At 72.7% G+C, this 13786-nt stretch carries 12 protein-coding genes; 3 read left to right on the forward strand and 9 right to left on the reverse strand.

The features are described from left to right. Window positions 1-243 precede the first annotated feature (243 nt). From groL to GGD88_RS01765, 6 genes are all read right to left on the reverse strand, one after another. Window positions 244-1899 (reverse strand): chaperonin GroEL, encoded by a 1656-nt coding sequence (gene groL, locus GGD88_RS01740; protein WP_184431122.1) that lies wholly within the window; start codon window positions 1897-1899, stop codon window positions 244-246. A gap of 68 nt (window positions 1900-1967) precedes the next feature. After that, window positions 1968-2255: a co-chaperone GroES gene (locus tag GGD88_RS01745; protein WP_184431123.1), complete on the reverse strand. Its 288-nt coding sequence runs from the start codon at window positions 2253-2255 to the stop codon at window positions 1968-1970. Window positions 2256-2580: 325 nt separating this feature from the next. Next, window positions 2581-3576: a tetraacyldisaccharide 4'-kinase gene (gene lpxK / locus GGD88_RS01750; RefSeq protein WP_184431196.1), complete on the reverse strand. Its 996-nt coding sequence runs from the start codon at window positions 3574-3576 to the stop codon at window positions 2581-2583. Next, window positions 3563-4909: a 3-deoxy-D-manno-octulosonic acid transferase gene (locus GGD88_RS01755; RefSeq protein WP_246423495.1), complete on the reverse strand. Its 1347-nt coding sequence runs from the start codon at window positions 4907-4909 to the stop codon at window positions 3563-3565. Before GGD88_RS01755 ends, lpxK begins: the two co-directional genes overlap by 14 nt. Before the next feature lie 66 nt (window positions 4910-4975). Then, entirely contained in the window at window positions 4976-6010 is a 1035-nt protein-coding gene (locus tag GGD88_RS01760; protein WP_184431200.1) for a glycosyltransferase family 4 protein, read from the reverse strand. A 221-nt stretch (window positions 6011-6231) separates the two neighbouring features. Continuing rightward, window positions 6232-7230 carry a metallophosphoesterase gene (locus tag GGD88_RS01765; protein ID WP_221236947.1) on the reverse strand — a complete coding sequence of 333 codons (999 nt, stop codon included), beginning with the start codon at window positions 7228-7230 and terminating at the stop codon, window positions 6232-6234. 452 nt (window positions 7231-7682) lie between these two features. Here GGD88_RS01765 and GGD88_RS01770 point away from each other — a divergent pair, with 452 nt between their 5' ends. Then, window positions 7683-8597 carry a diacylglycerol kinase family protein gene (locus GGD88_RS01770; protein ID WP_184431125.1) on the forward strand — a complete coding sequence of 305 codons (915 nt, stop codon included), beginning with the start codon at window positions 7683-7685 and terminating at the stop codon, window positions 8595-8597. Between the two features lie 5 nt (window positions 8598-8602). Here the strand turns inward: GGD88_RS01770 and GGD88_RS01775 are convergent, their stop codons facing one another. The 3 genes from GGD88_RS01775 to apaG all read right to left on the reverse strand — a co-directional run bounded on the left by GGD88_RS01775 (window position 8603) and on the right by apaG (window position 10474). Beyond that, complete coding sequence (locus tag GGD88_RS01775; protein WP_184431126.1) at window positions 8603-9211, reverse strand: FlgO family outer membrane protein; 609 nt, start codon at window positions 9209-9211, stop codon at window positions 8603-8605. Window positions 9212-9223: 12 nt separating this feature from the next. Next, a complete protein-coding gene (locus GGD88_RS01780; protein ID WP_184431127.1) occupies window positions 9224-9919 on the reverse strand; it encodes a hypothetical protein in 696 nt (231 codons plus the stop codon). A 159-nt stretch (window positions 9920-10078) separates the two neighbouring features. Continuing rightward, a complete protein-coding gene (apaG, locus tag GGD88_RS01785) occupies window positions 10079-10474 on the reverse strand; it encodes a Co2+/Mg2+ efflux protein ApaG (protein ID WP_184431128.1) in 396 nt (131 codons plus the stop codon). Window positions 10475-10709: 235 nt separating this feature from the next. Between apaG and GGD88_RS01790 the strand changes: the two genes are divergently transcribed. Together GGD88_RS01790 and GGD88_RS01795 are read left to right on the forward strand one after the other, a co-directional pair. Beyond that, a complete protein-coding gene (locus tag GGD88_RS01790; protein WP_221236948.1) occupies window positions 10710-12488 on the forward strand; it encodes a vWA domain-containing protein in 1779 nt (592 codons plus the stop codon). A gap of 263 nt (window positions 12489-12751) precedes the next feature. After that, the gene (locus tag GGD88_RS01795; RefSeq protein WP_184431129.1) at window positions 12752-13786 is read left to right on the forward strand and encodes a thiamine pyrophosphate-dependent dehydrogenase E1 component subunit alpha; all 1035 of its coding nucleotides are present in this window, start codon (window positions 12752-12754) and stop codon (window positions 13784-13786) included.

Below are 13786 nucleotides of genomic sequence, written 5' to 3' on the forward strand. Positions count from 1 at the left end.
TGTCGAAGGGCAGCACCAAGACGCAGTACCGGGCCGCGTCGCCCGGCCGGTCGACGCACAGGGTGATCCCATTCATCGGTCGGGATCGCGGCGGGCGCTCCAGCGGCCGGTGGTTGACCCCGCGGGTGAGGGGCGCCCCGGCTGATGCGACCGTTGGAAGGAGACCCGCCCTCGCGAAAAGGGCCGCGCCCTCGCGGACGCGGCCCCTTCGGTCGGAGACTCAGGCTGCCTGCGCAGGCGGGCTTAGAAGCCCATGCCGCCCATGCCGCCCATGCCGCCCATGTCGGGGGCACCGCCACCGGCGCCGCCGTCCTTCTTCTCCGGCACGTCGGCGACCATGGCCTCGGTCGTCACCAGCAGGCCCGCGATCGAGGCGGCGTCCTGCAGCGCGGCGCGCACGACCTTGGTCGGGTCGATGATGCCGGCCTTGATCATGTCGGTGTAGACGCCGTTCTGGGCATCGAAGCCCTGGTGCGGGTTGTCCTGCTCCATCAGCTTGCCGGCCACGACGGCCCCGTCGGCACCGGCGTTCTCGGCGATCTGACGCACCGGCCACTGCAGGGCGCGGCGCACGATGTCGATGCCGGCCTGCTGGTCCGGGTTGGCGCCCTTCAGGTCGGCCAGCACGCGCGAGGCGTACAGCAGGGCGACGCCGCCGCCCGGCACGATGCCTTCCTCGACCGCCGCGCGGGTGGCGTGCAGGGCGTCGTCGACGCGGTCCTTCTTCTCCTTCACCTCGACCTCGGTGGCACCACCGACCTTGATCACGGCGACACCGCCGGCCAGCTTCGCCAGACGCTCCTGGAGCTTCTCGCGGTCGTAGTCGCTGGTGGTCTCCTCGATCTGGCTGCGGATGACGTTGCAGCGCGCCTCGATGTCTTCCTTGGCGCCGGCGCCGTCGACGATCGTGGTCTCTTCCTTGGTCAGGGTCACCGTCTTGGCGGTGCCCAGCATGTCGATCGTGACGTTCTCCAGCTTGATGCCGACCTCTTCGGAGATCACCTGGCCGCCGGTCAGGATGGCGATGTCCTGCAGCATGGCCTTGCGGCGGTCACCGAAGCCGGGCGCCTTGACGGCGGAGACCTTCAGGCCGCCGCGCAGCTTGTTGACCACCAGGGTGGCCAGGGCCTCGCCCTCGACGTCCTCGGCGATGATCAGCAGCGGCTTGCCGGACTGCACGACGGCCTCGAGGACCGGCAGCAGCGGCTGCAGGCTGGAGAGCTTGCCCTCGTTGATGAGGATGTAGGGGTTCTCCAGCTCGCAGAGCATCTTCTCGGTGTTGGTCACGAAGTACGGCGACAGGTAGCCGCGATCGAACTGCATGCCCTCGACGACGTCCAGCTCGGTCTCCAGGCCCTTGGCCTCCTCGACCGTGATGACGCCCTCGTTGCCGACCTTCTCCATGGCGTCGGCGATGATCTTGCCGATCTCGGCCTCGCCGTTGGCCGAGATGGTGCCGACCTGCGCCACCTCCTGGCTGTTCTTCAGCTTGGTGGAGCGGGTCTTGATGTCCTCGATGACCGCGGCCACGGCGGTGTCGACGCCGCGCTTCAGGTCCATCGGGTTCATGCCGGCGGCCACCGACTTGGCGCCCTCGCGCACGATGGCCTGGGCCAGCACGGTCGCGGTGGTGGTGCCGTCACCGGCCAGATCGGCGGTCTTGGAGGCGACCTCCTTGACCATCTGGGCGCCCATGTTCTCGAACTTGTCGGACAGCTCGATTTCCTTGGCGACGGTCACACCGTCCTTGGTGATGCGCGGGGCGCCGAACGACTTCTCGATCACGACGTTGCGGCCCTTGGGGCCCAGCGTCACCTTGACGGCGTCGGCCAGCACGTCCACGCCGCGCATCATGCGGTTGCGGGCGTCGATGCCGAAATGCACTTCCTTGGCAGCCATGTCTGTCTATCCTCTCGAACGAATCGGGTCGGGAAGGGTCGATGGAAGGGGTCGAGCAGGCGGCCGCCCTACTCCAGAACGCCCATGATGTCGGCTTCCTTCATGATCAGCAGCTCTTCGCCGTCGATCTTGACCTCGGTGCCGGACCACTTGCCGAACAGAACACGGTCGCCCGGCTTCACGTCCGGGGTGATGACCTTGCCGTCGTCGCCGCGGGCACCGGGGCCGACGGCCAGAACCTCGCCCTGCATGGGCTTTTCCTTGGCGGTGTCCGGGATGATGATGCCGCCGGTGGTCTTCTCTTCCGACTCGACACGCTTCACCAGCACGCGGTCGTGCAGCGGACGCAGCTTCATTCTCTTCCTCCGTCGGTCGACGCCGTCTTGATCGGGGTTGATCATGGAAAGGCCGCCCCGAGGGACGGCCAACATGTTGATCTGAGCCGGTTTCTGAGGGCTGTTAGCACTCTTGCCCGGCGAGTGCCAACGAGATAGGGCGAGGCCTTCAGGCTGTCAAGCGTCCGCGTGCGGATCGCGTGCGGGAAAGTGTGGGAATGGGGACGGGGCCCCCGGCGCCCACGCGGGAGCGTGGGCGCGAGATTGCCCGGACCCCCGGCGCCCACGCGGGCGCGTGGGCGCGAGATCCCATCTCTCGGTCCCACGCTCCGGCGTGGGACCGGCGTCATCCGGCCGCCGCCAGCGCCCGCCCGAGCAGGCGCGCCAGCGCCGCCGGGTCGTCCCAGGCCACGGCCACGTCGATGACGTCCACCTGCTGGCGCTGGTCGGGCGGCAAGCGGGCGGCGTCCTTGGCCGTGGTCACCGGCGCTGCGCCCAGCGCGAAGGCCTCGTCGAGGATCGGCTGGATGTCCGCGCCCTGGTAGGGGTGGTGGTCGGCAAACGGATGGGTCGCCAGCACCCGGCAGCCCACGTCGTGCAGCATCCGGAACACCTTGTCCGGGTCGCCGATGCCGGCGAAGGCCACCACGGGCTGCCCGGCCAGCCGCCGCACCCGCGGCCCCGGCACCAGCCGCGCGCCCAGGGTCGGCACGTGCGCCGGCACCCGGCGGGCCACGCGGGCGGTGTCGCGGCCCATGATGACCACCGCGCCCGCCCGCCCCAGGCCCACGGGGACCGGCTCGCGCAGGGGCCCGGCGGGGATCAGGCGGCCGTTGCCGAAGCCGCGGGCGCCGTCCACCACCACCAGGGACAGGTCCTGCACCAGCGCCGGGTTCTGGAAGCCGTCGTCCATCACCACCGCCCCGGCGCCGGCCGCCACGGCGGCGCGGCCGCCGGCGGCCCGGTCGCGGGCGATCCACACCGGCAGGCCGTCGCGGGCCAGCATCAGCGGTTCGTCGCCCACCGTGGCGGCGTCGTGGCCGTGCGGATCGACCCGCAGCGGCCCGCGCGCCCGTCCGCCGTGACCGCGCGATAGCACCACGGCATCAAGGCCCCGGTCGCGGCGCAGCCGCCGTGTCAGGTCGGCCACCACCGGGGTCTTGCCGGCGCCGCCCGCGACCAGATTCCCCACGCACACCACGAGCACCGGCAGGCGGACCGCCCGCCCCCGGCCGCGCGCCAGGCGCCGCGCCGTGGCCCAGCCGTAGGCCAGCCCGGCCGGCTCCAACAGGCGCGCCGGCAGCCCGCCCTCGGCGGTCCACCAGAACTCAGGGGCCCGCATGGCCGCCCGCCTGACCCCCGGCATGGCTCAGGGCCTCCGGCGGCGTCGCGCGGACCGGCGCCAGAGGGTCGAGCCATGGCGCCAGCGCCTCCAGCACCCGCGTCAGCACGTCGGCCTCGCCGGCGGCGAAGGCGGCGCCGCGCGCCCCCAGGGCGCTCCGGTCGGCCGCGTCGAGCAGCAGGTCGGCCACCGCGTCGGCCAGCGCCGCCGCGTCCGAGACGCAGCGCGCGGCGTCGGCGCCGATCATGCGTGCTGCGATCTCGCGGAAGTTCTCCATGCGCGGCCCGAACAGCACCGCCGCGCCCAGCCGCGCCGGCTCCAGGGGGTTCTGGCCGCCGCCCTCGCCGAGCAGGCTCTTGCCCATCACCACCACCGGCGCCAGGCGGGCGAACAGCCCGACCTCGCCCATGGTGTCGGCCAGGTAGACGTCCGTGCCCGGGCCGGGCAGCACCCCGGCCGAGCGTTGCGCCACCGTCACGCCCTCGGCTTCCAGCGCCGCCCGCACGGCGTCGCCGCGCGGGGCGTGGCGGGGCATCACCAGGGTCAGCAGGCCCGGCACGCGCTCGGCCACCGCGCGGTGCACACGCGCCGCCAGCGCCTCCTCGCCCGGGTGCGTCGACAGCGCCAGCCAGCACGGCCGCCCCGCCAGCACCGCCCGCAGCCGGGCCAGCTCGTCCGCGTCGGCGGGCGCCGGCGGGGCGGCGAACTTCAGGTTGCCGACGCAGCGCACCGGCGCTGCGCCGAGGGCGGCCAGGCGGGCGGCGTCGGTCTCGCTCTGCGCCAGGGACAGCCGGAACAGGCCTAGCAGGTGGCGCAGCGGGGCGGCGGCGTGGCGGCGCCAGGCCGTGAACGAGCCGTCCGAGACGCGGCCGTTGAGCAGCACCATGGGCACGCCGCGGCGCGCGGTCTCCACCAGCAGGTTGGGCCAGAACTCGCTTTCGGCCAGCAGCAGCAGATCCGGGCGCCAGTGGTCCAGGAAGCGCCGCACGCCCGATACGCGGTCGACCGGCACGAACTGGTGCACCGCGCCGGGCGGCAGCCGCTCGGCCATCAGCGCCGCCGAGGTCACCGTGCCGGTGGTACACAGCACCGACAGGCCCGGTCGCTCCGCCGTCATGCGGTCGATCAGCGGCAGCAGCGACAGCGCCTCGCCCACGCTGGCGCCGTGCAGCCACACCAGCGGTCCGTCCGGGCGCGGCCGGCCGGCATGGCCCAGGCGTTCGCCCAGGCGCGCCGGATCCTCTTTGCCACGCGCCCGCCGGTGCAGCAGCAGCAGGCGGACCACCGGCGCGGACAGGTCGGTGAGTCCCCGGTACAGGGTGAGCAGCAGCATCCGTCCGCCAGGGCCGTCGGTGGAAAGGGGGGAACCGCGCAGCCTTACGAGGGCTGGGCGCGCGGGTCAAGCACCGCCGGCGGCGCTCGCCAGGGCGTCGGTGTCGAACGGGCAGACGTTGCCGAGGAACTGGTCCACGCTGGCCTCCCAGCCGTGCCGCAGGGCGAACGCGCGGCAGCGCGCGGCCGGGACCTCCAGCGCGGCCAGGGCGGCGGCGCGCAAGTCGTCGTCCAGCCGGCCCACCGGCGCATCGCCGATGACGTCCAGCGGGCCGGCCACCGGGAACGCCGCCACCGGCACGCCGCAGGCCAGCGCCTCCAGCAGCACCAGGCCGAAGGTGTCGGTCAGGCTGGGGAACACGAAGGCGTCGGCCACGGCGTAGTGCAGGGCCAGGTCCTCGCCGCGCTTCTCGCCGACAAACACCACGTCCGGATGGGCCGTGCGCAGTTCCTCCAGTTGCGGGCCGCCGCCGACCACGATCCGGGTGCCCGGCAGGTCGAGCGACAGGAAGGCCTCGATGTTCTTTTCGATCGCGACCCGGCCGACGTAGACGAACCAGGGCCGCGGGCCACTGATGACACCGTCGAGCGCGCCCTTGTCGCGCGGCCGGAACAGGTCGGTGTCGACGCCGCGGCCCCAGCGGCGGATGTTGGTGAAGCCCCAGCGCGTCAGCTCCGCCTCGATCGACGGGGTCGCCACCATGACGGCCTCGGCGCGGCTGTGGAAATGGCGCAGCAGGGCGTAGCTCCAGTCCACCGGCACCCAGAACCGGGCGTGGACATACTCGGGAAAGCGGGTGTGGAAGGCGGTGGTGAAGGGCAGGCCACGATCCAGGCAGAGGCCGCGCGCGGCCCAGCCCAGCGGACCCTCGGTGGCGATGTGAATCACGCTCGGGTGCCACTCGGTCAGCGCCTTGGTGAGGCGGTGGCGCGGCGCCAGCGCCAGCCGGATCTGCGGATAAGTCGGGCAGGGCACGGTGTCGAACTGGTCCGGGGTCACCATGCGCACGGCGTGACCGCGCCGCTCCAGGTGCTCGCGCAGGGTGTCCAGGGTGCGCACCACGCCGTTGACCTGGGGGAACCACGCGTCGCTGACGATCATGATCCGGTGCCGGGAGTCGTCCGCCGCAGAGCCGGCCGTCGACTTGGGGGCCGACCGCGCCGGCCCGGCGCCCGGGTCGGGGGACGCGGCCTCGACGGGGGTGAGGGCGCGGGGGTCGGGCGTGATGTCGGGGCTGGTCATGGCACGAGGACTCGACGGAACGGCGGGCGGCGCAGGGGTCCGCCCCGAGACGGGCGCCGAGACGGCGGGCGCGGCGCCGGTCAGGCGGCGCCGGAGGTGGGGTGGGCGTGCTCGGCCGGTTCGGCCTCGGCGGGGCGCTCGCCGGCGCCGGCCTCGGGGGAGGCAGGCGTGGACTCGGCCGGGGCCGTCACGCGAGACGGGCGCGACAGCGGCGCGGGCGCCTGCGCGAGGCCGGCGAGGTCGGGGGACGTCTCCTCCAGCGCCCGCCGGGCGGCCCGGGCCTTCTTGCCCCGGCTGCGGTAGGCCTCGACCATCGAGATGTCGCGCACCTTGGTCCAGTCGAGGATCTCCATGCGGCCGTCGGCATGCTCGACCATGGCGGTGCAGCTTTCGACCCAGTCGCCGTCGTTGCAATAGAGGATCTCACCCACCTGTCGGATCTCGGCATGGTGGATGTGGCCGCAGATGATGCCGTCGACGCCGCGCTTCTGCGCCAGCTCGGCCATGCTCTCCTCGAACTTGTTGATGTACTGGACGGCGTTCTTCACCTTGTGCTTGAGGTACTGCGACACCGACCAGTAGGGCAGGCCGAGGCGGCGCCGGGCCACGTTGAACCAGTGGTTCAGCTCCAGCACCAGGACATAGGCCCAGTCCCCCAGCACCGCCAGCCAGCGGGCGTACATCACCACGCCGTCGAACTCGTCGCCGTGGATGACCAGGTAGCGGCGGCCGTCGGCGCCCTCGTGGATGGCCTCGCGGCGCAGTTCCACGTCCCCGAAGTTGGCATCGCAGTAGTCGCGGGCGAATTCGTCGTGATTGCCGGGGATGAAGATCACCCGGGTGCCCTTGCGCGCCTTGCGCAACAGCTTCTGAATCACGTCGTTGTGGGCCTGGGGCCAGTGCCAGTGGTTCTTGAGGCGCCAGCCGTCGACCACGTCGCCCACCAGGTACAGCGTCTCCGACTCGGTGCTGCGCAGGAAGTCCAGCAGCATGTCGGCCTTGCAGCCGCGCGTCCCGAGATGGATATCCGACAGGAAAATGGTCTTATAGTAGCGTGTCGTTGCACCGAGTGCGGTCATGTCCCTGGCCTGCTCCCCGCCCCCCGGATCGCGAGGGGCCTGCTCGTTCGGGGCCTGTGCGCTTGGCTCCATCGTCTCACCACCCACCGGAGCGCCGTTCGTCCTATGCCGCAGTCCGATCGTCCGCCGCTGCCGCTGCCATCGCCGATGACGCCTTCGTCGTCATGGCATCCCCACACCGGGGTGTTCGGCCTACGATCGGCGGGCCGGCCTGGACCGCCCGAGCCGGCGGCCAAAACACCCCGTCCGTCTAAGCAGTCGAACCGGGGGGCGCAAGGGAAACGACCCCCTCGGGCCGGCGGTGCCGCGCCGCCGCAGGCGTGTCGGACACAAAGACTAGTATAGCATCCAGAGGAGCGCACCGCATTTTGATCCTGAAACAAATAATTCATGCCTCCCGTCGCCGTGCGGCCCCAGAGACGGGGGACGCGGCACGCGCGACGCGCGTGTTGGTGATTGCCAATCCCCGCGCCGGTCGGGCCGGCGGCCGGCGCTTGGCGCGCGCCCTCACGGATCTGCGGGCCGGCGGCGTCTGCGTCGACGTGGCCCGGCCCCAGGGACCGGCCGACGCCCGCGCCCGCGCCGCCGGCGCCGCCGCCTCCGGCTACGATGTGGTGGTCGCCGCCGGCGGCGACGGCACCGTGGCCGAGGTGGCGGCCGGCTTGCTCGACGGTGCGGGTTCGCCGGACGGCCGACGGCCGGCGCTGGGCGTGCTGCCGCTTGGCACCGCCAATGTGCTGGCCCATGAACTGGGTCTGCCGCGCCGGCCGGAGGCCGCGGCCCGGGTGCTGCGGGCGGGGCACCGGCGCGTCTTGTGGCCGGGGATCGTCAACGGTCGGCCCTTCATGATGATGGCCAGTGTCGGCATCGATTCGCACATCGTACACCACATGGACGCCGGCCTGAAGCGGCGCACCGGCAAGCTGGCCTATGTCTGGGCGCTGCTGGGTGCCGCCTTCCGCTACCGGTATCCGCCCGTCGCGGTCACGGTGGAGGCCCCGGACGGCCATACGGAGACGCTGCGCGGCCCGCTGGTGCTGATTACGCGCGGGCGCTGCTACGGCGGCCCGCTGGTGGTGGCGCCGGAGGCCGATATCGGCACGCCGCTGCTGTGGGCGGTGGTGCTGACCCGGGGCGGCGCCTGGGCGACCGCGCGCTATGGGCTGGCGCTGCTGGCCGGGCGGCTGCCGCGTCAGCCCGGCGTCCGGCTGTGCCCGGCGCGGCGGGTCCGGCTGGCGGCGGCGGAGCCGGGCGCGGACTCGGCGGGCGCGGCGCTGCCGCTTCAGGCCGATGGCGACGCCATCGGGACGCTGCCGGCCGAGATCGGCGTCGGCCCGGTCGCGCTGGAGGTGCTGGCGCCGGCCTGAGCGGGTCAGTACGCCGACACGGGGTGACGGTCGTAGCGCGTGGCGTTGAAGCCGCTGGCCGGCATCGGCGTCAGGGTCTCCAGGTCGTCGGAGCGCGGCAGCTCGAAGTCGACGGCCGACAGGACGTCGCCGGTGGACGCCTGGATCAGCTTGGCGTTGATGAACACGCGGGTGCGCGCCGGGGTATAGGTGCCGGCCACCACCGCCTGGGCGCCGACGCTGCGGCTGAGGTCGCGCATGTCGCGCGACAGCACCAGCTCGCCGGTGCCCTCGCGGGCCTTGAAGGCGGTGCCGAAGCGCAGTTCGCGGACCGTGAAGCCGGCGTTGGCGAGGCGGGTGGCGACCTGCTCCGACACCAGCCGGCCGAGCGGCGACGAGGTGCGCAGGTCGCTGCCGCTGACCAGGGTGGTCACCACGATGGGCTTGTCCGGGTTGAGCGGGGCGCGCGAGAACTCCATGAGCTGGTCCGCGGCCGCATAGCTGGCCAGTTCGATGTCCACGGCGGGCCGGCCCGCCTCGGGTTCGGTCAGGGTCGAGGCCGGCCGGGGGTCCTCGGCGCAGGCCGCGAGCAGCAGGGCCGGGATGATCAGGAGCGGACGCAGCAGGGGACTCATGACCGGCCTCTGTTATTCGACGGCGAAGCGCGCCACCGGCGGCTCCGGCAGGGACCGGCCCTGGGCCGCGTACAGCGGCGGCATGGCCAGTTCGGGGTAGTGCTGGATGTTGCGCCGGGCGACGTAATAGGTGGTCTCGCGCGTGATCTCGGCGCCCTCGGGCCCCAGGATGGTGACGGCCACGGTGATCTCGGACAGGCCGCCCTCGTCGGCACGGTCGGTGGCCAGGTCGAGGAACGTGGCGCTGGCCACCGCGGTGGCGGCCGGCGGGGCGAGTTGGGCCAGTTCGGACAACCCCCACAGGCCCGACGTCAGCAGTGTTACCTTGCCGAACGGGCGCTCGTCGGCGATGTCGTGGTCGCTGACCCGGGTGCCGTAGGCGATCTGGTGCGTGGCCTGTGCCTTGGTGGGCACCACGGCATAGTCGTGGCGGCGCAGTTCTTCGGCCAGACCGTTGCGGAAGATGCGGTCGAAGTCGGTGTAGCTGGCGTGGCCCTGGACGTAGAACCGGGCGTCGTCCGGAATCTCCTCGCGCAGGTGCTGGGCCAGCTTGAAGCCGGTGTCGGTCGCCATCGAGCGCCAGTGCGTGTTGGACAACAGCTCCGGCTGGGCCTGCATCGGATGCGCCGTGCGGATCGGCACGTCCGTGCAGCCGGCCAGCCCGGAGATCGCCACGGCGGCGAGGAGCGCGGAAAGCGGCGTGCGCACGGGCCTTATCCTTCCTTGACACATCTGTCCGCACTGTACGGCCGCACGAAGAAGAATGTCAATGTGATTAGGGGTCTATGAGACGCAATTCCAGCTCTTGTTGAAGGCGGCGCGCGCGTTGCCGCGGTCCCGGACGGGGCCGGGGGCGCGGCCGGGGGCTCAATGGATGCTGTGGCCGCCGTGCGGGCTGTCGAGGGAGAAGGTCGGCACGGTCACGTCGAAGACCTCCCCGGTCTCGGTCTGGCGCATGGCGTAGGTGCCCTCCATGAACCCGGAGGGCGTCGCCAGCGGGCAGCCGCTGGTGTACTCGAAGGCCTCCCCCGGCTCCAGCACCGGCTGGACGCCGACCACGCCCGGCCCCTCGACCTCCTGCACGAAGCCGTTGGCGTCGGTGATGACCCAGCGTCGGCGCAGGAGTTGCACCGTCTCGCCGCCCTCGTTGTCGATGGTCACCTGATAGGCCCAGACGAAATGCCCCTCGTCCGGATCGGACTGGTCCTCCAGGAAGATGGGCCGGACGGTGATGCGGATGGCGCGGGTGGTGCGGCTGTACATGGGCGACGGGCCTCCCTGACTGCGGCGGCTCGGCCGAGGTGTACTGCATTCGTGGGGCTGGCGGAACCGTCGTCCCGGTCGTGCCGGGGCCGGGCGCCGCGCGGCCGGCGTCCATGCCCCGGTTTCGCACCGGCCCCGCCATGATGTCGACGCCTTCGGCGCGTGTCCTGAGGCCAGATCGCGGCGGCCGGTCCGGGGGGCGGATGCCGGCGCCGTTTCGCGGGGAGGACGCATCATGCACCTTGAGACGCCTTTGAGGACGGGGATCGGCGGCGCGGCGATGATCGCCCTGGCGCTGCTGGGAGGTCTGGGCGCGGCATCCGTGCCGGCGGCCCGGGCGGCGGAGCCGGAGAGCTGCCTGGCAATCGTCGAGCGTCTGGAGCGCGACCTGGAGACCGAGACCGGCTTGACGCGGACCCTGCCGGCGGTGCCCGGCGTCGGGGGCGGCGGGGCCGTCCACGGAATGACCCGCGACGCGGCGCGGCTCACCACCCGGGCGCCGGCCGCTCAGCCGCTCGCCGAGGCCCGGCCGCAGGCCGCCACCGCTCCGACGCCGCCACCGGCCCCGGCCCCGGTTGGGGGGCCGCCGCCGCGGGTGGAGCGCGACCGCTTCCCGGAGGCCGCCGTCAACGGCGTCGTCCGCGTGACCGACCAGCCGGTCTCCACCTTCGCCGCCGACGTGGACACCGCGTCCATGGGGGTGGTGCGCCGCTTCCTGCGCGACGGCGACCGCCCGCCCAGCGATGCGGTGCGGGTCGAGGAGATGGTGAACTCGTTCGACTACGACTACCCCAAGCCGATGTCGGCGGACCAGCCGTTCGCGCCATCGGTGACCCTGATGCCATCGCCCTGGGGGGCGGGGCGCGACCTGCTGGTGATCGGCATCCGCGGCTGGTCGCCGGAGCGCAGCGCACGGCCGCCGGCCAACATCGTGCTGCTGGCCGATGTGTCCGGCTCCATGCATGGCCCTGATCGCCTGGGCCTGGTGAAGCGGTCGATGGCGCTGCTGGTGGACCAGCTCGGCGCCCGCGACACGGTCTCGCTGGTGACCTATGCCGGCGCCGACCGCGTGGTTCTGGAGCCGACCCCGGCGGACGCGCGCGACACCATCTGCACGGCCCTTGGTCGTCTCGCGTCGGGCGGTGGCACGGCGGGCGCGAAGGGCATCGCCACGGCCTATGCGCTGGCCGAGGAGAGCTTCCGCAAGGGCGGCATCAACCGAATCATTCTGGCCACCGACGGCGACTTCAATTTGGGGATCGTCGACGACGGCCGCCTGGAGGATACCGTCGCGGCCAAGCGCGAGACCGGGATCTATCTCAGCATCCTGGGCGTCGGGCGCGGCAACTACAACGACCGCACCATGCAGCGGCTGGCGCAGGCGGGCAACGGCATGGCGGCCTATCTGGACTCGCTGGCCGAGGGGCGCCGCGTGCTGGTGGAGAAGCTGGCCGCGCAGCTCCAGCCCATCGCCGACGACGTCAAGTTCCAGATCGAGTTCAACCCGGCCCGCGTCGCCGAGTACCGCCTGGTGGGCTACGAGACCCGGCTGCTGCGCGAGGAGGACTTCGCCAACAACGCCGTGGACGCCGGCGAGATCGGCGACGGTCACAGCGTCACGGTGCTCTATGAACTGGCCGCGCCGGGTTCGGCCGGGCTGCGCCTGCCCGCGCGGCGCTACGGCGACGCCGCGGCGGTGGCGCCGGCCGGTGGGCGCGACGCCGAGATCGCGCACCTGCGCATCCGCTGGAAGCCGCCGGGGGCGACCGCCTCGCGGCTGATGGAACGGCCGGTGACCGAGGCCGACCGGGCGCCGCTGGCGCAGCAGGACGACGACGCCCGCTTCGCCGTCGCGGTGGCCGGATTTGCCCAGATCCTGCGGGGCGACTCGGCGGTGGGCGAGACCGGACTGGGCGATGTCCTGGAACTGGCGGCCGGCGCCGTGGGCGACGATCCCAACGGCCACCGCGGCCGCTTCTTGGCGCTGGTGCGGGCCGCCATGGCGGGGCCGTGAGCAGGGTCGCAGACCCGCTGGGTGGGACATGGGCGAGGTGTCGGGTGACGATGGGCGCGGATCCGCGGGGCGGCGGCGACCCGCGGCTATCCCCGAGCCGACACCGATCCGGAGATGCAACGTCCGAAGAACACAAACATAGGTCGGACTTTTCGGCGCGCCATCCCGGAAAATCGAATCCCGTATACGGATTGGGGTGGTCGCCTGCACGCCAAGGATGCTATGTGTTATAACACATCACGCATCTGGCGGAGGAGCCCCGGATGAGCGCCGACCTCACCCCGCTCGCCAACCGGCCGTCGATAGACGACCATCTCACGATGCATCGCCGCATGGCGATCACGCGCGGGATCGAACAGGAACTGGGCGCCCTGCACAAGGCCGGACGCACCCGTGGCCCGATCCATCGCTGCGACGGCCAGGAGGCCGTCGGGGTCGGGGCCACGGCGGTCCTGACGGCCGACGACTACGTCACCACCACCCACCGAGGCCATGCCGTCTACATCGGCAAGGGCCTCGACCCGCGTAAGGTCGTGGCCGAGATCCTGGGCCGCGAGACCGGCTACAACGGCGGCCGCGCCGGCCACATGCTGCTGGGCTCGGCGGCTCACGGCATGCTGGGCGGCAACGCCATCGTCGGCGCCTCGATCCCGGCGGCGGCCGGCATGGCGCTGTCGGTGCAGCTCCGACGCCAGGACCGGGTGGCGGTGGCGGTGTTCGGCGACGGGGCGGCGCAGACCGGCATCTGTCACGAATCCATGAACCTGGCCGCGCTGTGGCGGCTGCCCGTGGTGTTCCTGCTGGAGAACAACGAGTACGGCCTGACGGTGCCCTACACCGCGCAGTCGGCGGTCCGTGACCTGCACGTGCGCGCGGCCGGCTACGACATGCCGGGCGTCCAGATCGACGGCAACGACGTGGTCGCGGTCCATCAGGCGGTCGCCGCCGCCGTGCAGCGGGCGCGCCGGGGCGAGGGGCCGAGCCTGATCGAGGCCCGCACCTACCGCATGGAAGGATTCTCCACCTCCGACGTGGGCGGCTACCAGTCGGAGGCCGACCTGGCCCGCTGGCGGGCGCGCGATCCCTTGACGGTGTCGCGCGCGGCGCTGGTCGAGAGCGTGGGGGCGGACCGGGTCGAGGCGGTCGAGGCGGAGGCCGCGGAGATCGTCGCGGCCGCGTTCGCCGCAGCGCTCGCCGATCCGCCGCCGCGCTTCGCCCCGCATCCCGCCAGCGCGCCCTACGCGACCCCGGGACCGGTCCGGGGAGCGGCCCGGGGAGCGGCATTGGGAGCGGCGTGA

Source organism: Roseospira goensis, from assembly GCF_014197795.1.
Lineage (GTDB): Bacteria > Pseudomonadota > Alphaproteobacteria > Rhodospirillales > Rhodospirillaceae > Rhodospira > Rhodospira goensis.